This is a genomic window from Nocardioides luteus, from assembly GCF_000960475.2.
GTDB lineage: Bacteria > Actinomycetota > Actinomycetes > Propionibacteriales > Nocardioidaceae > Nocardioides > Nocardioides luteus_A.
Map to the genome: position 1 here is coordinate 68,349 of NZ_JZDQ02000017.1, position 18,656 is coordinate 87,004.

Annotated in this window: 19 protein-coding genes and 1 riboswitch; of the genes, 5 read left to right on the forward strand and 14 right to left on the reverse strand. The window is 70.4% G+C overall.

The genetic code is table 11. The features are described from left to right. Window positions 1-3 precede the first annotated feature (3 nt). From UG56_RS13570 to UG56_RS13580, 3 genes are read left to right on the forward strand one after another with little or no spacing between them, the layout of a single operon-like run. Entirely contained in the window at window positions 4-915 is a 912-nt protein-coding gene (locus tag UG56_RS13570) for an alpha/beta fold hydrolase (RefSeq protein ID WP_045548494.1), read from the forward strand. A gap of 4 nt (window positions 916-919) precedes the next feature. Further along, entirely contained in the window at window positions 920-1,585 is a 666-nt protein-coding gene (locus UG56_RS13575; RefSeq protein ID WP_045548495.1) for a TetR/AcrR family transcriptional regulator, read from the forward strand. Window positions 1,586-1,618: 33 nt separating this feature from the next. Beyond that, window positions 1,619-2,596: a cytochrome c oxidase assembly protein gene (locus UG56_RS13580; RefSeq protein ID WP_045548496.1), complete on the forward strand. Its 978-nt coding sequence runs from the start codon at window positions 1,619-1,621 to the stop codon at window positions 2,594-2,596. 8 nt (window positions 2,597-2,604) lie between these two features. Here UG56_RS13580 and UG56_RS13585 read toward each other — a convergent pair whose 3' ends face one another. From UG56_RS13585 to UG56_RS13640, 12 genes are all read right to left on the reverse strand, one after another. Next, window positions 2,605-3,678, reverse strand: coding sequence for an ABC transporter ATP-binding protein (locus tag UG56_RS13585; RefSeq protein WP_045548497.1), 1,074 nt, complete (start codon window positions 3,676-3,678; stop codon window positions 2,605-2,607). A gap of 103 nt (window positions 3,679-3,781) precedes the next feature. After that, window positions 3,782-5,506, reverse strand: a complete 1,725-nt coding sequence (locus tag UG56_RS13590) for a sulfatase-like hydrolase/transferase (RefSeq protein WP_045548498.1) — start codon at window positions 5,504-5,506, stop codon at window positions 3,782-3,784. A 118-nt stretch (window positions 5,507-5,624) separates the two neighbouring features. Continuing rightward, window positions 5,625-6,305, reverse strand: a complete 681-nt coding sequence (locus UG56_RS28690) for a DUF1707 SHOCT-like domain-containing protein (protein ID WP_045548499.1) — start codon at window positions 6,303-6,305, stop codon at window positions 5,625-5,627. A 70-nt stretch (window positions 6,306-6,375) separates the two neighbouring features. Further along, the gene (locus tag UG56_RS13600; RefSeq protein WP_045548500.1) at window positions 6,376-7,044 is read right to left on the reverse strand and encodes a DUF1707 SHOCT-like domain-containing protein; all 669 of its coding nucleotides are present in this window, start codon (window positions 7,042-7,044) and stop codon (window positions 6,376-6,378) included. Window positions 7,045-7,170: 126 nt separating this feature from the next. After that, window positions 7,171-8,859, reverse strand: coding sequence for a phosphomethylpyrimidine synthase ThiC (gene thiC / locus UG56_RS13605; RefSeq protein WP_045548501.1), 1,689 nt, complete (start codon window positions 8,857-8,859; stop codon window positions 7,171-7,173). Then, window positions 8,856-9,701, reverse strand: coding sequence for a bifunctional hydroxymethylpyrimidine kinase/phosphomethylpyrimidine kinase (gene thiD / locus UG56_RS13610; protein ID WP_045548502.1), 846 nt, complete (start codon window positions 9,699-9,701; stop codon window positions 8,856-8,858). The genes thiC and thiD overlap by 4 nt, the downstream gene beginning before the upstream one ends. Beyond that, complete coding sequence (locus UG56_RS13615) at window positions 9,698-10,333, reverse strand: thiamine phosphate synthase (RefSeq protein ID WP_045548503.1); 636 nt, start codon at window positions 10,331-10,333, stop codon at window positions 9,698-9,700. The genes thiD and UG56_RS13615 overlap by 4 nt, the downstream gene beginning before the upstream one ends. Next, window positions 10,330-11,091: a thiazole synthase gene (locus UG56_RS13620; protein WP_071327066.1), complete on the reverse strand. Its 762-nt coding sequence runs from the start codon at window positions 11,089-11,091 to the stop codon at window positions 10,330-10,332. The genes UG56_RS13615 and UG56_RS13620 overlap by 4 nt, the downstream gene beginning before the upstream one ends. Continuing rightward, complete coding sequence (gene thiS / locus UG56_RS13625) at window positions 11,088-11,276, reverse strand: sulfur carrier protein ThiS (protein ID WP_008359007.1); 189 nt, start codon at window positions 11,274-11,276, stop codon at window positions 11,088-11,090. Before thiS ends, UG56_RS13620 begins: the two co-directional genes overlap by 4 nt. Beyond that, entirely contained in the window at window positions 11,273-12,361 is a 1,089-nt protein-coding gene (locus UG56_RS13630; protein WP_071327067.1) for an FAD-dependent oxidoreductase, read from the reverse strand. The genes thiS and UG56_RS13630 overlap by 4 nt, the downstream gene beginning before the upstream one ends. Next, window positions 12,361-12,966: a thiamine phosphate synthase gene (locus UG56_RS13635; RefSeq protein WP_052693728.1), complete on the reverse strand. Its 606-nt coding sequence runs from the start codon at window positions 12,964-12,966 to the stop codon at window positions 12,361-12,363. Before UG56_RS13635 ends, UG56_RS13630 begins: the two co-directional genes overlap by 1 nt. Then, window positions 12,960-13,069, reverse strand: a riboswitch (TPP riboswitch). Its footprint overlaps the gene before it by 7 nt. A 60-nt stretch (window positions 13,070-13,129) precedes the next feature. Further along, window positions 13,130-14,764 (reverse strand): sigma-54-dependent Fis family transcriptional regulator, encoded by a 1,635-nt coding sequence (locus UG56_RS13640; RefSeq protein WP_045549540.1) that lies wholly within the window; start codon window positions 14,762-14,764, stop codon window positions 13,130-13,132. 154 nt (window positions 14,765-14,918) lie between these two features. Here UG56_RS13640 and UG56_RS13645 point away from each other — a divergent pair, with 154 nt between their 5' ends. Together UG56_RS13645 and UG56_RS13650 are read left to right on the forward strand one after the other, a co-directional pair. Next, on the forward strand, window positions 14,919-16,034 hold the full coding sequence (locus UG56_RS13645; RefSeq protein ID WP_045549539.1) for an NDMA-dependent alcohol dehydrogenase: 1,116 nt from the start codon (window positions 14,919-14,921) through the stop codon (window positions 16,032-16,034). Between the two features lie 75 nt (window positions 16,035-16,109). Then, window positions 16,110-17,798 carry a fumarate hydratase gene (locus UG56_RS13650; RefSeq protein ID WP_045549538.1) on the forward strand — a complete coding sequence of 563 codons (1,689 nt, stop codon included), beginning with the start codon at window positions 16,110-16,112 and terminating at the stop codon, window positions 17,796-17,798. A gap of 18 nt (window positions 17,799-17,816) precedes the next feature. Here the strand turns inward: UG56_RS13650 and UG56_RS13655 are convergent, their stop codons facing one another. Next, on the reverse strand, window positions 17,817-18,044 hold the full coding sequence (locus tag UG56_RS13655; RefSeq protein ID WP_045549537.1) for a hypothetical protein: 228 nt from the start codon (window positions 18,042-18,044) through the stop codon (window positions 17,817-17,819). 39 nt (window positions 18,045-18,083) lie between these two features. Beyond that, a complete protein-coding gene (locus tag UG56_RS13660) occupies window positions 18,084-18,638 on the reverse strand; it encodes a GNAT family N-acetyltransferase (protein WP_045549536.1) in 555 nt (184 codons plus the stop codon). Window positions 18,639-18,656: the final 18 nt, after the last annotated feature.

An 18,656-nucleotide genomic window follows, 5' to 3' on the forward strand; every position in this document is an offset into this window, starting at 1 on the left:
TACATGACCACCGCCGCCGAGCCGACCGAGTCCACCGCCTTCCTCCCCGGAGGAGTAGAGATCGCGTACGACACGTTCGGCGACCCCAGCGCTGACCCGCTGCTGCTGATCATGGGGCTGGGCGGCCCGATGACCTGGTGGGACGTCCAGCTGTGCGAGCAGCTGGCCGCGGCCGGGTTCTACGTGGTCCGCTACGACAACCGCGACGTCGGCCACTCCTCGCCCCACCCGAGCGACGAGCGGATCACGCTGGCGCGGCTGGCCCGCGCGTTCGTGGGGCTGCCGACCACGTCGCCGTACGCGCTGACCGATCTCGCCGACGACGCGGCCGCGCTGCTGACCCATCTCGACATCGACTCCGCGCACGTATGGGGTGTGTCGATGGGCGGGATGATCGCCCAGACCCTGGCCATCCGGCACCCGGACCGGGTGCGCTCGGTCTGCTCGACGATGTCCACGACCGGCCGTCGCGGTGTCGGCTTCCAGCACCCGACCCTGCTACCCGCGCTGGTCATCAAGAAGCCCGGTCTGGAGGGCTACATCGAGCGTCAGATCAAGGGCGGCATCCAGATCGGCTCGCCCGCCTACCCCGAGCCCGAGGACGAGGTACGCCGGCGCGCGATCGACACCTGGAACCGCGGCGTCAGCGGGCCGGCCGTGGCCCGGCAGATGCTCGCCATCCTCACCCAGCCCGACCGCACCGAGGACCTCGGCCGGATCAAGGTCCCGTTCAGCGTGATCCACGGCCTGGCCGACAAGATGGTCCACGTCTCCGGTGGCCGTGCGACGGCTGCGGCCGTCCCCGGCTCCGAGATCACCCTGATCAAGGGCATGGGCCACGACCTGCCCCGGCAGCTGTGGCCCGCCTTCATCAAGGTCGTCCGCCGCACCGCCGACCGCGCCGTCACCGCCTAGGACGATGCGCACCACGGTCCCCGAGGACGAGTCGGGGTCGCTGCTCGCGAGGGCGCTCGCGGACGTCGCCGAGCCGATCGAGGACGAGGCGGTGACCGCGAAGCTCCTCGACGCCGCCGCGGAGCAGTTCCGCCGCATCGGGATCAGGCGCACCACCATGGAGGAGGTCGCCAAGCGGGCGGGGGTCGCCCGGATCACCGTCTACCGGCGCTTCGCCAACAAGGAGGCGCTGGTCGAGCAGGTCGTACGCCGCGAGTTCCGCCGCTACTTCGAGCAGTTCGTGCTCGACATCGCCGATGCCGCCGACGCGGCCGAGCGCGTCGAGATCGGCTTCGCCAGCGCGATGCGGGCGATCCGCGGCAACCCGCTGATCGGTGGCCTCCTCGCCGTCGAGACCGACTCGCTGGTGCACTCGATCGTCGGCGACGGCGGCCGCACCGTGGCCACGATCGCGCGCTTCGTCGCGGGCCAGCTGCGGCGCGAGCAGCGGGCCGGCAACGTACCCGAGGAGGTCGAGGTCGACCTCGTCGCCGAGCTGATGGTCCGCACCTCGACCTCGTTCCTGGTCACCCCGAGCGAGGTCGTCGACATCGACGACGAGGCCCAGCTGCGTGCCCTCGCCCGGCTGTTCCTGGTGCCGCTGATCAGCCCCGGCAGCCGCCCGAAATAACCTCCGGTCGCGCCCCGGAGATACCGTGAGACCATGCACGACCACGGCTCCCTGCCCGCGCTCGGCTGGTCCGAGTTCCTCACCACCTGGAGTCTCCAGCCCGGCTGGTTGCTCGCCGTGGTCATCCTCGGCGCGGGCTATCTGACGCTCCGCAACGCCGCCGGACCCGCCTCGACGGTCAAGGGCTGGCGGGTCGCGTCGTTTCTCACCGGGCTCGGCCTGATGTACGTCGTGGTCGCCTCGGCCATCAACGGCTACGCGATGGCGCTGGCCTGGATGCACATGGTGCTCCACCTGACCCTGATCATGGTCGTGCCCGCGCTCCTGGTGCTCGGTCACCCGCTCACCGTCATCGCCGAGACCGGCCCGCGCGCCGAACGGGCGATGCGGTCGCTCCCGGTCACGATCCTGGTCCACCCCGCCACCGGCACCCTGCTCTACTCGCTGGTCATCATCGGCACCCACCTGTCCGGGTTCATGGACTCGATGGCGCAGAGCACGCCGCTGATGGTCGGCGAGCAGGTGGCGTACGTCGTCTCCGGCTTCCTCTTCCTGACCGGCACGATCGGCGAGGAGAAGGTACGCCCCGACCTGCCCTACCTGGGCCGGATCGCGCTCCTCGTCGTCGGCATGGTGCCCGACACGATCGTCGGGATCGTGATGCTGCAGACCGAGCGCGACCTCTACCCCGTCTACTCCGGCGCCCGGCCCGAGTGGGCGCTGGACGCGGTGCGCGACATCCAGACCGCCGGCGGCCTGATGTGGGCCGGCGGCGACGGCGGCATGATGCTGCTCGCCATCGGCCTGGTCATCGCCGTCGTCTCCTCACCCGAGCGCCGCACCAAGATGACCGGCCGCTTCCTCGACGGCGTACGCAGCGCCCGGCTCGCCGAGGAGAGCGCCCGGGGCACGACGGAGGGCCCCGCCGAGCCGGGATCCGTGGATCCCGACAGCGACGAGGCCCTCGATGCCTACAACGCGATGCTGGCTCGGATGAACCAGCAGCACTAGGTCGTCGGTCAGTCGTTGACGCGCAGGCCCGACTCGGTGTCGAAGACGTGGACGTCCTCGGGGTCGGTGGTGACGTAGATGGTGTCACCCTTGCTGACCTGGTCCTTGGAGGAGACCCGGACGATCAGGGTCGACGGGACGCCCTCGACGTCGCTGGTGCCGTAGACGTAGGAGTCGGAACCGAGCTCCTCGACGACGGTCACCTGGACCGGCAGCCCGCCCTGGCCCTCGCCGATGACCCGGAAGCTCTCCGGGCGCACGCCGATGGTGATGTTCTTCGGCAGGTCGGAGGCACCGACGGGAACGACGTACTCCCCGATCTTGGCGCCGCCGTCGGCCGCGGTGGCCTTGATGAGGTTCATCTGCGGCGAGCCGATGAAGCCGGCGACGAAGAGGTTGACCGGCTTGCGGTAGAGGTTGAGCGGGGTGTCGACCTGCTGCAGCTCACCGTTGCTCATCACCGCGACGCGGTCGCCCATCGTCATCGCCTCGACCTGGTCGTGGGTGACGTAGACGGTGGTGATGCCGAGCTCGGCCTGGAGCTTGGCGATGTCGGTGCGGGTCTGCACGCGCATCTTGGCGTCGAGGTTCGACAGCGGCTCGTCCATGCAGAAGACCTGCGGCTGACGGACGATCGCGCGGCCCATGGCGACGCGCTGGCGCTGACCGCCGGAGAGCGCCTTCGGCTTGCGGTCGAGGTAGTCGGTCAGGCCCAGGGTCTTGGCGGCCTCGGCGACGAGCTTGTCACGCTCGGCCTTCGGGACCTTGGCCATCTTCAGCGAGAACGCCATGTTCTCGGCGACGCTCATGTGCGGGTAGAGCGCGTAGTTCTGGAAGACCATCGCGATGTCGCGGTCCTTGGGCGCCACGTTGGTGACGTCGCGGTCGCCGATCCTGATGGAACCGGAGTTGACCTCCTCCAGCCCGGCGAGCATGCGCAGGGTGGTGGTCTTACCGCATCCGGACGGGCCGACGAGCACCATGAACTCGCCGTCCTTGATCTCGAGGTCGATGCCCTTGACCGCGGGCTCGGCGGCGCCGGCATACCACCGCTGCGCCTTGTCGAACGTAACTGTTGCCATGATTCCGTTGTCTCCTTCACCGGCAGGTACGTGCCGGACGATCCGTTGTGAAGTGACCGAGGACACATTTCCTCGGCGGGGACACCATAGCCCAGATTCGGAATCAGCGGGTCAAAGCCCGGCACACAGCCGGGGTACAGCCCTCGTAGGCGTCGAGCCGGCGCATCAGGTCGCGGGCGTAGGGCTTCGCGTGGTCCTCGGCGAAGACGTTGCGGTCCTCCCACGGCCGGTCGTAGCGATAGAGCTCGTAGGCGTAGTCGGTGCCCTTCCAGGACTTGTCCAGGTCGAAGCGGACCAGCAGCCCCTGCGAGCCGCGCACCGCGATGTAGGACGGGATGATGTCGATGGTGCCGCCGGAACCGCTGTCGAGGTCGACCTCACCGGGATGCGACTTCGCATAGGTGTGCTCGAAGAAGGCGTATCTCCCACCCGGCAGCCGCGGCCGGCTCAGGGTCTCCGCGAACGAGGTGCCGGAGACGTACGCCGGGGTGGGAGCGCCCGCGAGGTCGAGGAAGGTCGGCGCGAGGTCGATGTTGTTGACGAACTGGCTGCGCTTGCCGGGCACCACGTCGGGTCCGACGACGACCAGCGGGACCCGGGTGTCGGAGTCGTAGGGAGCGCCCTTGCCGCCGTTGAGCTGGTGCTGCCCCAGGTGGAAGCCGTTGTCGGAGGTCAGCACGATGTAGGTGTCCTCGCCGGCGGCCTCCCGCACCTGGGCGATCATCCGGTCGATCGACTGCACCATGCGGGCGCGGTCGCGGTACTGGCTCAGTGCCGTCTCGTCGCTCAGCGACACCTTGTTGGTGCGCCAGGCAGGAGCCTGGGACGTACGCCCGCCGCGGCCGAGGTAGGTCGGCACGTTGTCCGAACGGTCGTCGCCGTAGCCGACCAGGTCCTTCAGGGTCAGGTCGGCGCACGCCACGCGCCCGCAGTTGCCGCCCGACGGGTCACCGGCCGGCGCCTGGTCGGCGACGGCGGGCGGGAACCAGGTGTCCAGGCCCGGGTAGTGGTGGCCGAGGCGGGAGTGCGGTCCGTAGGCGGCGATCTCGAGGAAGTAGGGGTCCTCGTCGTCGCGGTGCGCGTTGATGAAGTCGAGTGCGTAGTCGCGCGTGACGTTCGTGGCGTACGCAGCGTCCTTCTCCTGCACGGAGGCGTTGCGTGCGGGCTGTGGGTGGTTGTGGAGCTGCACGTTGCCGTCGCTGTCGAGGTAGGTGCTCTGGTAGCCCCACCCGCCGTAAGCACCGCCGAGGAGCGCGTTCCAGGTGTCCCAGCCGGGCACCTTGGGCGGCGGGACCCGCTTGCCGTCGGCGTCGAGAGTCGCTTCGTAGGCGTTGATGTACTTCCCCACGAACCCGGTCGTGTAGCCGGCCTTCTGGAGGCCGATGCTGAACTGCTTCTCGAGGTTGCCGTAGCGCTGGAACGCCGACCAGCCGCCGACCGGGTGCTCCGGGTCGTTCTGGGTGTTGGTCAGGACCTTGGTGTGGTGCGGCGTCTGCCCGGTCAGCAGCGCCGCCCGCGAGGGGCAGCACAGCGAGTCGATGACGAAGGAGTTCTGGTAGGTCGCGCCCTCGGCGGCCATCTTAGTCGCCTCGGGCATCGTGCGGAGAAGCTCCAGCGAGAAGTCGTCCATCAGGATCAGGACCATGTTGCGGCGCTCGTCGGTCGTGGCGGCGAGCTCGGCGGCGGGGTCCTCGACCGGAGCGGCGGACGGGTCGGCGGCCGCGGAGCCGGCGGCGATGGTCTTCGGGCCGAGGACGAGGAGTCCGGCGACCAGGGCCACGACGGCCAGGAGTGCGGCACCCAGCAGTGCGCTCCACTTCGGCTTCATCCCGAGACTCCTTTGTCTATTATGTAACTACACAATAACTGGTTCAGGTGAGGTTAGTGCCTGATTTCCAGGCACGACAAAATCGGTCCGCGGAGCGGACCATCCCGAGAGGTGTTGCTCAGTGCAGCTCGTGCGGCGGTGGCGTCCGCAGCTGCTTGGGGCCCTTGGCCCCCTTCAACGGCTTGCGGACGACGGTGACGCCGCCCATCAACGCCAGGCCCTTCACCCGCAGCAGCGGGCCTCCGGTCGGCTCGACGCCGCGCGGACCGACGTAGCCGCCCATGATCCCGACGCCCTGCATGACGACCTGGACGTCGGGGCCGACTGTGATGTTGACCCCGCCCATGATCGCGTTGGCGTAGATCACGGTCTCCTGGGCGGAGAACTGCGCCTGACGCATGTCGAGATCGGCGCCACCCATCAGGGCGATCACGTTGCCGGTCGCTGGCACCGTCCAGACCCCGCGTCGGTCGACGCCGCTCATGATCGCGACGTAGAGCTGGCTCTCGATCGGGTTGTCCGCGAAGACCGCGGGGTTGCCTCCGGTGGCGGGCCTGGTCTGCGGGACCGGCGGTGCCGGGGTCCCCGCCACGGGCAGGTCGACGGTGATCGGGATCAGGTCGGCGTACGTCTTGGCCTTGAAGGTCGCCTCGAGGCGGTCGTCGAGCTCGTCGATCTCCAGGCGTCCCTCGCCTGCGGCCTCGCGCAGGATGTCGGCCACCTTGTGACGGTCGGCATCGCTGATCCGCAGATTCGGATCAGGATTCTGGCCGTGAAATGGCTCGGGGGTCGTTCCCATGGGGCGAATGGTAGTGGGGGCATCGAGACCGTGCCTCAACAATCCCCCCACCCCATTTCCATAAGTCCGGTCACTCCAGGCCGAGATGCTGCTTCAGGGTGCGCTTCGGTCCGCGCGGACCCCGGCGCTTGACGGTCACGTCGCCCAGCACCGCGACGCCACGCACCCGCACCACCGGCGAGTCCGCGGAGAGCACCTCGGGCACCTTGGCGGAGGGTTCCTTGAAGTCGCCGAGGACACCGTTGCCCTCGACGATCACGTGCACGTGGGGCGGCACGGTGACCTTCACGCTGCCCAGGATCGAGGTGGCGTTGATGACCACCTCGCGCGCTGCGTAGTGCGCCTCGCGCAGGTCGATGGTCGCATCGCCCAGCACCGCGTTGACCGAGAGGTGCTGCGGGACCATCCACACGCCCTTGCGCTCGACGCTGCTCAGGAACGCGCTCGCGCTGTCGGAGGCTTCGCCCTGGCCGTAGACGACCGGCACCGCCGAGGTGGCGGGTGCCGGGGGCGCCGCCGGCAGCTGCCCCGCGACCGGGAGGTCCTGGGTGATCGGCTCCAGGTCGGCGTACGTCTTGGCCCGGTAGGTCTCCTCGAGCCGCTCCTCGAGCTCGTCGATGTCGAGGCGGCCCTCCCCCGCCGCCTCGCGGAGGATGTCGGCCACCGCGTGGCGGTCGGCATCGCTGACGCGCAGGTCGGCGCGGCGGGGCTGGCCGGGGTGCGGTTCGGGGAGTCCCATGGGCGTTGATGCTATCGGCGCGCGCCGTATCCGTCTCTCGGGTTCAACCCTGATCCTTTGCCCGGGCACCGAGCCGAACGTGCCCTGACGCCACCGATGGCGCCAGGGCATCGCCGGTCCCTCAGGTCAGTCGGCGAGCGGGAGGTAGACCCGGCCTCCGGCCGCCGCGAACTCCTTCGACTTCTCCATCATCCCGGCCTCGACCTCCTCGGGGGAGGCGCCGTCGTTGCCGCCGAAGCGGTCGCGTACGTCCTGGCTGATCTTCATCGAGCAGAACTTCGGGCCGCACATCGAGCAGAAGTGGGCGGTCTTGGCGCCCTCGGCCGGCAGGGTCTCGTCGTGGAACGCCTCTGCGGTGACCGGGTCCAGCGAGAGCGCGAACTGGTCGCGCCAGCGGAACTCGAAGCGGGCCCGGGAGAGGGCGTCGTCGTGGTCGCGGGCGCCGGGGTGGCCCTTGGCGATGTCGGCGGCGTGGGCGGCGAGCTTGTAGGTGATCACGCCGGTCTTCACGTCGTCCTTGTCCGGCAGGCCGAGGTGCTCCTTCGGGGTGACGTAGCAGAGCATCGCGGTGCCGTGCATGGCGATCGTGGCCGCGCCGATGGCGGAGGTGATGTGGTCGTAGCCGGGTGCGATGTCGGTCGCGAGCGGGCCCAGCGTGTAGAAGGGCGCGCCGTGGCACCACTCCTGCTGGAGGTCGACGTTCTCCTTGACCAGGTTGAGCGGTACGTGGCCGGGGCCCTCGACCATGACCTGGACGTCGTGCTCCCAGGCCCGGGTCGTGAGCTCGGCGAGGGTGCGCAGCTCGGAGAGCTGGGCCTCGTCGTTGGCGTCGGCGGTGCTGCCGGGACGCAGGCCGTCACCGAGGGAGAAGGCGACGTCGTACTGCTTGAAGATCTCGCACAGCTCGTCGTAGTGGGTGTAGAGGAAGTTCTCCTGGTGGTGGGCCAGGCACCAGCCGGCCATGATCGAGCCGCCGCGGGACACGATGCCGGTGACGCGGTTGGCGGTGAGCGGGACGTAGCGGAGCAGGACGCCGGCGTGGATCGTCATGTAGTCGACGCCCTGCTCGGCCTGCTCGATGACGGTGTCGCGGAAGACTTCCCAGGTCAGCTTGTCGGCCTCGCCGTTGACCTTCTCCAGGGCCTGGTAGATCGGGACGGTGCCGATCGGGACGGGGCTGTTGCGCAGGATCCACTCGCGGGTGGTGTGGATGTCGTCGCCGGTGCTCAGGTCCATCACCGTGTCCGCGCCCCAGGTGATCGCGTGGGTGAGCTTGTCGACCTCCTCCGCGATGGAGGAGGTAACCGCGGAGTTGCCGATGTTGGCGTTGATCTTCACCAGGAACCGCTTGCCGATGATCATCGGCTCGGACTCGGGGTGGTTGACGTTGTTGGGGATGATCGCGCGACCGGCGGCCACCTCCTCGCGGACCAGCTCGGGGTCGCAGCTCTCCCGCACCGCGACGTAGGCCATCTCCTTGGTGATGATGCCCTTTCTCGCGTAGTGCATCTGGGTGATGTTCTCGCCCTTGCGCGGCAGGCGGCGCTCGCCCTGCCACTCCTGGCGGGCCGCGCCGCGGCGTACGGCTGCCTTGCCGTTGTCGAGCAGCTCGGTCCGGCGACCCTCGTAGGCCTCGGTGTCTCCGCGCTCCTCGATCCATTCGTCGCGACGCGGCGGGAGGCCCTGCTCCGGCTGGGACCCGGGGCCCTCGGTGCAGTAGCGGTCGAAGGTCTCGCCGTTGGTGAGCGCGACCCGGGTCACCGGGACCTTCAGGTCGCCGAGCTCGAGGCGAGTGTGGGCGGGGTGGACGGTCATGCTGTCTCCTTCGTGCTTGTCGGGCTGGGCTGATCCGTGAAGAGGTGGGCGATCGGGCCCCGGCCGCGGCCGAGGGTCCAGTGCCGGCTGGTGGCGAGCTGCCGGGCGACGTACGCAGCGGCGTGCTCGGCCGCCTCTCGCAGCGGTGCGCCGTGGGCGAGATGTGCTGCCAGGGCCGAGCTGTAGGTGCAGCCGGTGCCGTGGTCGTTGCTCGTGGGGACGGCGGGGTGTCGCAGCGGGATCGGCGGTTGTCCCGGCTCCGCGAGCCAGTCGGTGCACTCCCCCGTGGCCGCCGGGTCGCCGCCGGTGACGACGACCGCCGGCCCCAGACCGGCCAGCTGCGTCGCCAGCTCCTCGGGTGACCCGTCGTGCCCCGCCAGGGCGCGGGCCTCGTCGAGATTGGGCGTGACGACGGTGGCGACCGGAAGGAGGTGGTCGACGTAGGCGCGGCGCACGTCCTCCCCACCGAGCACCGCTCCAGAGGTGGCGACAAGGACGGGGTCGACGACAACCGGAGGTTGTGAAGCCGAGAGTGACCCATGGGCCACGCTCAGCTTCACAACCCGCTGCGCGATCGCTTCCACGGCCGCGACGGTTCCGAGCATCCCGGTCTTGATCGCGGCGACGGGCAGGTCGTCGAGCACCGCGTCCAGCTGAGCCTCGATGGCGGAGTGCGGAACCGGGTGGATGTCGCTGACGCCGGTCGTGTCCTGGGCGGTGACGGCGGTGATCACGCAGGCCCCGTGGACCCCGAGCGCGGCGAAGGTGGCCAGGTCGGCCGCCGTACCCGCCGCTCCCCCGGAGTCGGTGCCGGCGATGGTGAGCGCGACCGGCGGGTTCACGGGACCGCCTTCTCAGCGGGAAGTGCGGTCAGAAGGTCGCCCACCACCTGCGCCGGCTCCTCGGCACGCATCACCGCCCCCATCACCGCGACCCCGTGGGCACCGGCTTCGATGGCTTCGGCGGCGTTGTCCGGGGTGATCCCGCCGAGCGCGTACGTCGGGAGCGCCAGGTCCGCGAACGCGCCCGGCCCCAGCGGCGGCCCGTAGCCGGGCTTGGACTCGGTCAACGCGTAGGGACTGAGCATCACGTAGTCGAACCCCTCCTCGGCCGCTCGGGCGACGTCGGCGGGGCTGTGGCAGCTGCGGCCGAGGTGTAACACGCTGTTACACCGACTATCCGGTCGTTCTGATGGGGCGAGTAGTCCTACGAACGACGTGTTACAGCTCGCGGAAGCCGGCAGTTGCACACCCACCGCAGCAGGCAGATGGGTGTGGGCGGCGATGACGTTCAGCCCGAGCCCAGCGAGCTGCTCGGCCAGCTGTGCCCGCTGCTCGAGGGGCTCGTCGAGCTCGCGGAGCACCACATGGGTCAGCCCCGCCTCCGCGCACTCGGCCAGGGTCGGGAGCAGGCCGCGGCCGAGGCGGAGCTGGGAGCGGTCGGTGAGGACGAGCAGTCGCGGGAGCGCCGTCATGCGATCCGGCCCTCCATCGGCGAGGAGGCCCGGGCGACCGCCTGGCGCGGGATCCGGCCGGCGCCGCGGGCGGCGTGGCCGGCCTCGACGGCCAGCCGCAGCGCCCGGGCCATCCCGACCGGGTCGTCGGCGCGGGTGACCGCGGTGGCGGCGAGCACCGCGGAGCAGCCGAGCTCCATGGCCAGGGCGGCGTCCGAGGCGGTGCCGACACCGGCGTCGAGCACGACCGGAACGTCGACCGCGGCCACGACGGCCTCGATGGCATGCGGGTTGAGGATGCCGAGCCCCGACCCGATCGGGGAGCCGAGCGGCATCACCGCCGCGCACCCGGCGTCCGCGAGCCGGCGGGCGAGGACCGGGTCGTCGGTGGCGTACGGCAGGACCGTGAAGCCCTTGCGCACCAGCTGCTCGGCCGCCTCGACGAGCTCGACGGCGTCGGGCATGAGCGAGGTCTCGTCGCCGATCACCTCCAGCTTCACCCAGTCGGTCTCCAGCGCCTCGCGGGCCAGCTCGGCGGTCAGCACCGCCTCGCGCGCCGAGAGACAACCGGCGGTGTTGGGCAGGATCGGCACCTCCGCCGCGCGCAGCGTCTCGAGCAGCCCACCCGTCGCCGTTGAGGACGTACGCCGCATCGACACCGTCACCAGACCCGGCTCGGCCGCGTCGATGACGTCGGGGAGCAACGCCAGGTTGGGCAGGCCGCCGGTGCCGAGGAAGAGGCGCGAGGACAGCTCACGGTCGGCGATCTTCAGGCTCATCCGCCCTGCACCGCCGTCACGATCTCGACGACGTCGCCGTCCCGGAGGCTGGTGGTCGCATGCTCGGCACGCGGCACGACCTCACCGTTGACCGCGATCGCGCTTCCCGCGCGCTCGTTCAGCAGGTCGACGATGCCTGCACCGTCGGCGACCTCGGCCGGTTCGCCGTTGATCATCAGTCTCATCTGTCGGTCTCCTCGGTGTTGCTTGACGGGCACTTCGTGGGCTTGTCGGGTGTTTCAGTGCCCGTCAAGCCCTGGAATCCCCGGTCGACCGGGGATCCCAGGAACCGGCGCGGATCCACCACGGCCTCCACCGCCCCGGTCTCGATGTGATCGGCGACCAGCCGCGCGATGAGCGGCGCGAGCAGGACCCCGTTGCGGTAGGCGCCGGCGGCCAGCACGACCCCCGGCTCGTCGGTCGGCCCGACCAGCGGGAGGTTGTCGGCGGTGCCGGGCCGGTCCCGCGAGGTCACCTCCACCACGCCGGCCCGGTCGAGCGCCGGCACCACTCGCCGGGCGGCGTCGAGCAGCCGCCAGGCGCCCTCGACGGTCGGCAGCAGGGGGCCGTCGCGCTCCTCCGAGGTTGCCCCGATGACCACCTCGTCGCTGTCGGTCCGCGGCACCACGTAGACCTGCTCGCCGTGCACCCACGCCCGCACGGTCCGCTCCACCCGCTCCTGCGTCCGCACCCGCACCACGTCGCCGCGGACCGGGCGGATGAGGGAGGAGTACGGAGCGGGGAGGTGCGCCCCCGTGGCGACGACGGTCACGTCGGCGACCGCGTCGGCCTCGGCCACCGTGGGCACCCGCGCGAGCAGCGCCGCGACGACCGCGCGCGGGTCGACCGAGTGGTCCTCGGCGAGGAAGGCCCCACCGGCGACGCGACCGAGTCCGGGTTCGTAGCCGAGCAGCTCCCTCCGCCCCAGCCGTTCGTAGGAGACCCCGGCGAGGTCGAGCACCGCGAGCTGGCGCTCGACCTGCTGGACGTCGCCGGCGTCGGCGCCGACGAGCAGGGTCCCGCGGGTGTGCACGGGCACCCCGAGTCGCCCCGCGAACTCCGGCCACAGCGCCAGCGACGACAGGCACAGCCGGGTCAGGTCCTCCTCGCCGTACCAGGCCTCGCCAGCCGGGCTGAGCATGCCGGCCGCGGCGTACGACGCCCCCGAGCCCGGGGCCGGATCGACCACCGTGACGTCGTGTCCGCGACGGATCAGCTCGTCGGCCACGGACAGCCCGACGATCCCGGCACCGAGGATCCGCGCCCGCATCAGCCGACCGCTTTCACGAGCTCCTTCGCGGCTTGAAGTGGATCGGGTTGTCGCCAGAGCCCGCCGATCACGGCGACCCCGTGGGCGCCGGCGGTACGCACCGGCCCGGCAGACTGCGCCGAGATCCCGCCGATCGCGATCAGCGGGAGCACCCCGGCGGCGTCCGCGACGGCGGCGACGCCCAGCGGAGAGGGAAGCCCGGCCTTGGACGTGGTCGCGAAGACCGGGCCGAACCCGGCGTAGTCCGCACCCGCGCCGGCGGCCGCCTCGACCGCGGCCCGGTCCCGGCAGGTCGCGCCGATGACCAGCCCCGGAGCGACCGCGTCGGCGATCCTCCTGGCCTCGGCCACCGGCAGGTCGGAGGCACCCAGGTGGACCCCGTGCGCCCCGGCCGCGAGCGCCACGTCGAGCCGGTCGTCGACGACCACGCACGCGTCGTACGTCCCGACCTGCTCGATCACGGTCGCCGTCAGCGCGAGCAGCTCACGGGTGGTCGCGGTCTTGTCGCGCACCTGGAAGCCGGTGACACCGAGCTCCGCGAAGGCGGGCAGCAGCGCGAGGTCGTCGCGTGCGGAGACCAGGCAGAAAATACGTGGAAGAAGCACAACCAATCACTTCCTTCGCCGGCATGATCCGGATCAGGTGTAACGGTCGGAGCGGCTCCAGCTCCCTCTCAGCCCGCTGCCGCGGACTCCCGTGTGGACGTCTCCGACCATAGCGCGCACCCCCGAGAGCGCGCAGCCCGAGGGCCCGCACAACGGGATACCGCTAGTAGGTCGAGATCCGCAGCGCCCGCATCTTGGCGTACAGCGTCGTGCGGGAGATGCCGAGCTCGCGGGCGACCGCGGCCTTGTTGCCGTCGTGCTTGATCAGCCCGTGCAGGATGACGTCGCGCTCGGCCTGGTCGAGCGGTCGTACGACCACCCGCGGCCCCGGCACCGATCCCAGCTTCGGCGGCAGGTCGGCGGCGACGATGGCGCCGAACCGGCGCCGCGCGGCAGCATGGCCGAGCACCGCCCGCAGCTCGCGTACGTTGCCCGGCCAGCGGTGCTCGACCAGCATCCGCTCGACGCCCGGGGTGAGGAAGACATCCGGGTTGATCGCGGAGAGCAGCTCGCGGGCCAGCCCGGGGATCTCGTCGCGCCGCGCCGCCAGCGGCAGCTTCTCCTCGACGCGGGAGGCCAGCGCGGCCACCGCTGCGGTGTGCTCGGAGAGCTCGGTCAACGGCGCCGAGACCATCACCACGTGGGCCCGGTCCGGGCGATCCAGTGCCTCCGCGACGACCCCGAGCAGCGCGTCGGAGAGCAGCTCGAGGCCGTCGATGACGACCGTGCCCACCCCGGCGGCCATCCGCCGGCGGAACTGCTTGGCCCAGTTGCCGTCGCCCTCGAGCACGGTGGTGGCGCCGGTGAGCAGGGTGATCGGCGCCGAGGGCGCGAGCTCCCGGGCCAGCGACGTACGCCCCGACCCCGGTGGCCCCGCCACCAGGATCGTCCCCGGCTCGCGCACAGACTCGGAGAGCGCGCTGACCGAGAGTCCGCGACGTGGCTCGCGGGGCTCGATGCGTACCAGCGCGGCCAGCCGACGGGTGTCGAGCACCTCGGCGTGCACGTGCACGGACTCCCCCGACTCCAGGCTCATGTCCATGACCGTCTCCCCCGGCAGGTGTACGTCCTGGAGCAGGATCCGCAGCACCGCGATGTCCGCCGCGGTCAGGGTGTCCTGGGCCGTCTGGTTGGCCACGGTCAGGTTCTCCCCGACCGCGACCAGCGCACCCCGGCAGGCCACCACGGACTCGTGGAAGGCCAGCAGCAGCTGCTTGTCGGTGGTGCGGCTGCCGTCCTGGAGCCGCCGCTGGATGTCTGTCACCGCACGCTGCACCACCGGCCGCAGGAGCGGGTTGGCGTCGCTGGCCAGGGAGGAGATGTCGAGGACCCCCTCGATCCGGTGGGTCACCGGATGCCGGATCGGCATCCCGAAACAGCTGAAGTCACGCAGCATCTCGGCGAAGTGCTCGGCGCCGTGCACCTGCACCGGGAGCCGGGTCTCCAGGGCGGTGCCGGGCGCGTTCGTGCCGACGCGCTCCTCGAGCAGGCTGGCGCCCAGGTCCACCCCGAGGCCGTCGAACGCCCTCGCCACCTGCGCCTGGCCGCACCAGCGGTGCACGATCCGGCAGTCCCGGTCGACCAGCAGCGTGGCGTACGTCGTGCCGTCGAGGTTCTCGGCCAGGTCCTTCAGGACCGGGCCGGCCGCCTCGTACAGGGATCCGTGGGGGTCGATGTCGACCGGCGCGAGCGAGCCATGGGCGCGCACCGGGTCGACCCCGGCGAGCCGGGAGCGATGCCACGACGCGGCGATCCGATCCGGCGCTGACGGTTCCGGTGATGACGTCGAGGTCGGCACAGCATCCCCCCATCGAATGTGGCTCACGTCACATTAGCCCGGTGGTGTGGGCCCCGAAAGGGAACTGTTCAGGTTCTGAACACCCGACCGCGCGCTGCGCTGCGACCGTGGCAAGGATCCCCCGCTCCCATCCCCGCGACACAAGGAGTCAGCCATGAAGACCAAGGCCGCAGTCGTCTACGAAACCGGCAAGCCGATCGTCATCGAGGAGCTCGACCTCGACAAGCCCCAGGCGGGCGAGGTGCTGATCCGCTACACGCATGCCGGGCTGTGCCACTCCGACGTGCACATCGCCCACGGCGACCTCGAGGCCCGGCTCCCGATGGTGCTCGGCCACGAGGGCGCCGGCGTCATCGAGGAGGTCGGTCCCGGCGTCACGCGGGTCAAGCCGGGTGACCGGGTGGTGTGCTCCTTCATCCCCAACTGCGGCACCTGCCGCTACTGCTCCACCGGCCGGCAGTCGATCTGCGACATGGGCGCGACCATCCTGGAGGGCTACCTGCCGGGTGAGCGGTTCCCGATCACCGGTCCCGCCGGCCAGTACGGCGCGATGTGCATGCTCGGCACCTTCAGCCAGTACGGCGTCATCCACCAGAACTCGGTGGTCAAGGTCGACGACGACCTCTCGCTCGAGTCGGCCGTGCTGGTCGGCTGCGGTGTTCCCACCGGCTTCGGCTCCGCGGTCAACACCGCCGCGGTCAAGGCGGGCGACACCGTCGTCGTCTACGGCATCGGCGGGATCGGCATCAACGCGGTCCAGGGCGCGCGGCTCGCCGGCGCCAAGTACGTCGTCGCCGTCGACCCGCTGGAGAACAAGCGCGAGGCCGCGCTCCAGCTCGGCGCCACGCACGCCTTCGCCGACGCCGGCTCCGCGCTGGCCGAGGTCACCAACCTGACCCGCGGCCAGCTCGCCGACTCCGCCATCCTCACCCAGGGCCTGGTCACGGCCGAGAACGTCACCGACGGCTTCGACGTGATCGGCAAGGGCGGCGTGCTGGTCCTGACCGGTCTCAACAAGCTCACCGAGCCGACGATCCAGCTCTCCGGTGCGGTGACCACGCTGTTCCGCAAGACGATCAAGGGCAGCCTGTTCGGCGACTGCAACCCGACGTACGACATCCCGCGGATCCTCGGCCTCTACCAGAAGGGCGACATCAAGCTCGACGAGCTGATCACCCGCACCTACACGCTCGAGCAGGTCAACGAGGGCTACGACGACCTTCTCAACGGCGCCAACATCCGCGGCGTGGTCGTCCACGACCACTCCTGAGGATGTCGTGGCCCTCGGTCTCGGCGCCGGAGCCGACGCCGGGACCGGGGCCGTGGCGGCGTACGATTCTCTTCCGTGGCTGACGTTGAGTTCCGGTACTCCGACCTCCTCCCGACCGGTAAGGACGACACTCCTTACCGGCTGATCACCAGCGAGGGGGTGGAAGAGATCGAGGTCGACGGGCGCAAGTTCCTCAAGGTCGACCCCGAGGCGATCCGCCTGCTGACCGCCGAGGCGATGAAGGACATCAACCAGTACCTGCGCCCGGCTCACCTGCGCCAGCTCCGGAAGATCATCGACGACCCCGAGGCGTCCGGCAACGACCGCTTCGTCGCGCTCGACCTGCTCAAGAACGTCAACATCTCCGCCGGCGGGATCCTGCCGATGTGCCAGGACACCGGCACCGCGATCGTGATGGGCAAGAAGTCCGAGGGCGTGCTGACCGGCTCCGACGACGCCGAGACGGTCTCGCGGGGTGTCTTCGACGCCTACACCAAGCTCAACCTCCGCTACTCCCAGCTGGCCCCGCTGACCACGTACGAGGAGAAGAACACCGGCTCCAACCTGCCCGCGCAGGTCGAGATCTACTCGACCACCGAGGGTGAGAACGGCCCGGAGTACAAGTTCCTCTTCATGGCCAAGGGCGGCGGCAGCGCCAACAAGTCGTTCCTGTTCCAGGAGACCAAGGCGATCCTCAACCCCGACCGGATCCTGACCTTCCTCGACGAGAAGATCCGCTCGCTCGGCACCGCCGCCTGCCCGCCGTACCACCTCGCCGTCGTCATCGGCGGGACGTCCGCGGAGTTCGCGCTGAAGACCGCGAAGTACGCCTCGGCCCACTACCTCGACAACCTCCCGACCGAGGGCTCGATGAGCGCCCACGGCTTCCGCGACACCGAGCTGGAGGAGAAGGTCTTCGAGCTGACCCAGTCCTTCGGGATCGGGGCGCAGTTCGGCGGCAAGTACTTCTGCCATGACGTACGCGTCGTCCGCCTGCCTCGCCATGGCGCGAGCTGTCCCGTGGCGATCGCGGTCTCCTGCTCCGCCGACCGTCAGGCGCTGGGCAAGATCACCCGCGACGGCGTGTTCCTCGAGCAGCTCGAGACCGACCCGGCGCAGTACATGCCCGACGCCGGGATGGCCGAGGAGATCTCGGCCGGCGAGGTCGTCTCGATCGATCTGAACCAGCCCATGGACAAGATCCTGGAGACGCTCTCGCAGCACCCGGTCAAGACCCGCCTCTCGCTGTCCGGCCCGATGGTCGTGGCCCGCGACATCGCGCACGCCAAGATCAAGGAGCGCCTCGACGCCGGCGAGGAGATGCCCTCCTACATGAAGGATCACCCGGTCTACTACGCCGGGCCCGCCAAGACGCCCGAGGGCATGGCGTCGGGCTCCTTCGGCCCGACGACGGCGGGACGGATGGACTCCTACGTGGAGCAGTTCCAGGCCGCCGGCGGCTCCATGGTCATGCTCGCCAAGGGCAACCGATCCAAGGTGGTGGCCGAGGCCTGCGGGACCTACGGCGGCTTCTACCTCGGCTCCATCGGCGGCCCCGCCGCCCGGCTGGCCCAGGACTGCATCAAGTCCGTCGAGGTGCTCGAGTACCCCGAGCTCGGCATGGAGGCGGTGTGGAAGATCGAGGTCGAGAACTTCCCCGCCTTCATCGTCGTCGACGGCGAGGGCAACGACTTCTTCACCGACCCCTCCGGCACCACCACCATCCCCCTCACCGGGATCAGGGTGCGGTCGAAGGAGCGCTGAGGCCCGGCGGGGGCGGGCTCAGACCTCGTTGTCGCGACGGTTCTCCGGCGGCGCCTCGCCGGGACCGGAGCCGCCCGTGTCCGGGCTGCCGGACTCGGAGTCCGGGTAGCCGGCGGTGGCGTCCGAGGGCGCGATCGGGGTGTCGCTGTCGTCCTCGTCGAGGCGCTCGGTCTCGGAGACCTGACCTTCCTCACCGGTGTATTCGGGGTCGTCGGGCCCCTCTGCTGGCAGTTGCTCGTGGCTCATGTCTGCTGCGGTACCCAGCAACGGCCTCCACGGCACCTGTCAGCTGTGGCCGCCGGGTTGCCACTCCCGTCTGAGCAGCCCGAAGACCCACGAGTCCGAGACGTCGCCGTTCACGATGCAGTCCTCGCGCAGCGTCCCCTCCAGTCTGAAGCCGAGCTTCTCCAGCACGCGTCCGGACGCGGCGTTGCGGGTGTCGGCCTCCGCCTGCACCCGGTTGAGGTCCAGCGTGTCGAAGGCCCACCCCAGCAGCGCGCCGGCGGCCTCGGTCGCATAGCCCTGACCCCAGGCGGGCTTGCCGAGGCAGTAGCCGAGAGACGCGCTGCGGAACTCGGGGTTCCACGAGTTCAGCGTGCACCAGCCCAGGAAGACGGAGTCGCGCTCGATGGCCACCCGAGCCCCGCTGCCCTCCTCCGCCATCTCACGACACCTCGCGATGAACTGGTCCGCGCGGCTGCGCTCGGTCCACGGCGGTGAGTCCCAGTAGCGCAGTACGTCGGCGTCGCTCTGCAACGCGAAGAGCTCGTCGGCATCGGAGTCGGCGAACGGACGCAACCTCAGCCGCGTCGTGACCAGGGTCGGCGTGGGCAACGGCATGCGCACCATCGTGTCAGT

Bases quoted from the DNA above. Each gene is read 5' to 3' on its own strand.
- UG56_RS13570 (WP_045548494.1), top strand. From the start codon at position 4: ATGACCACCGCCGCCGAGCCGACCGAGTCCACCGCCTTCCTCCCCGGA.
- UG56_RS13575 (WP_045548495.1), top strand. From the start codon at position 920: ATGCGCACCACGGTCCCCGAGGACGAGTCGGGGTCGCTGCTCGCGAGG.
- UG56_RS13580 (WP_045548496.1), top strand. From the start codon at position 1,619: ATGCACGACCACGGCTCCCTGCCCGCGCTCGGCTGGTCCGAGTTCCTC.
- UG56_RS13585 (WP_045548497.1), bottom strand. From the start codon at position 3,678: ATGGCAACAGTTACGTTCGACAAGGCGCAGCGGTGGTATGCCGGCGCC.
- UG56_RS13590 (WP_045548498.1), bottom strand. From the start codon at position 5,506: ATGAAGCCGAAGTGGAGCGCACTGCTGGGTGCCGCACTCCTGGCCGTC.
- UG56_RS28690 (WP_045548499.1), bottom strand. From the start codon at position 6,305: ATGGGAACGACCCCCGAGCCATTTCACGGCCAGAATCCTGATCCGAAT.
- UG56_RS13600 (WP_045548500.1), bottom strand. From the start codon at position 7,044: ATGGGACTCCCCGAACCGCACCCCGGCCAGCCCCGCCGCGCCGACCTG.
- thiC (WP_045548501.1), bottom strand. From the start codon at position 8,859: ATGACCGTCCACCCCGCCCACACTCGCCTCGAGCTCGGCGACCTGAAG.
- UG56_RS13615 (WP_045548503.1), bottom strand. From the start codon at position 10,333: ATGACGGCGCTCCCGCGACTGCTCGTCCTCACCGACCGCTCCCAGCTC.
- UG56_RS13620 (WP_071327066.1), bottom strand. From the start codon at position 11,091: ATGAGCCTGAAGATCGCCGACCGTGAGCTGTCCTCGCGCCTCTTCCTC.
- thiS (WP_008359007.1), bottom strand. From the start codon at position 11,276: ATGAGACTGATGATCAACGGCGAACCGGCCGAGGTCGCCGACGGTGCA.
- UG56_RS13630 (WP_071327067.1), bottom strand. From the start codon at position 12,361: ATGCGGGCGCGGATCCTCGGTGCCGGGATCGTCGGGCTGTCCGTGGCC.
- UG56_RS13645 (WP_045549539.1), top strand. From the start codon at position 14,919: ATGAAGACCAAGGCCGCAGTCGTCTACGAAACCGGCAAGCCGATCGTC.
- UG56_RS13655 (WP_045549537.1), bottom strand. From the start codon at position 18,044: ATGAGCCACGAGCAACTGCCAGCAGAGGGGCCCGACGACCCCGAATAC.
- UG56_RS13660 (WP_045549536.1), bottom strand. From the start codon at position 18,638: ATGCCGTTGCCCACGCCGACCCTGGTCACGACGCGGCTGAGGTTGCGT.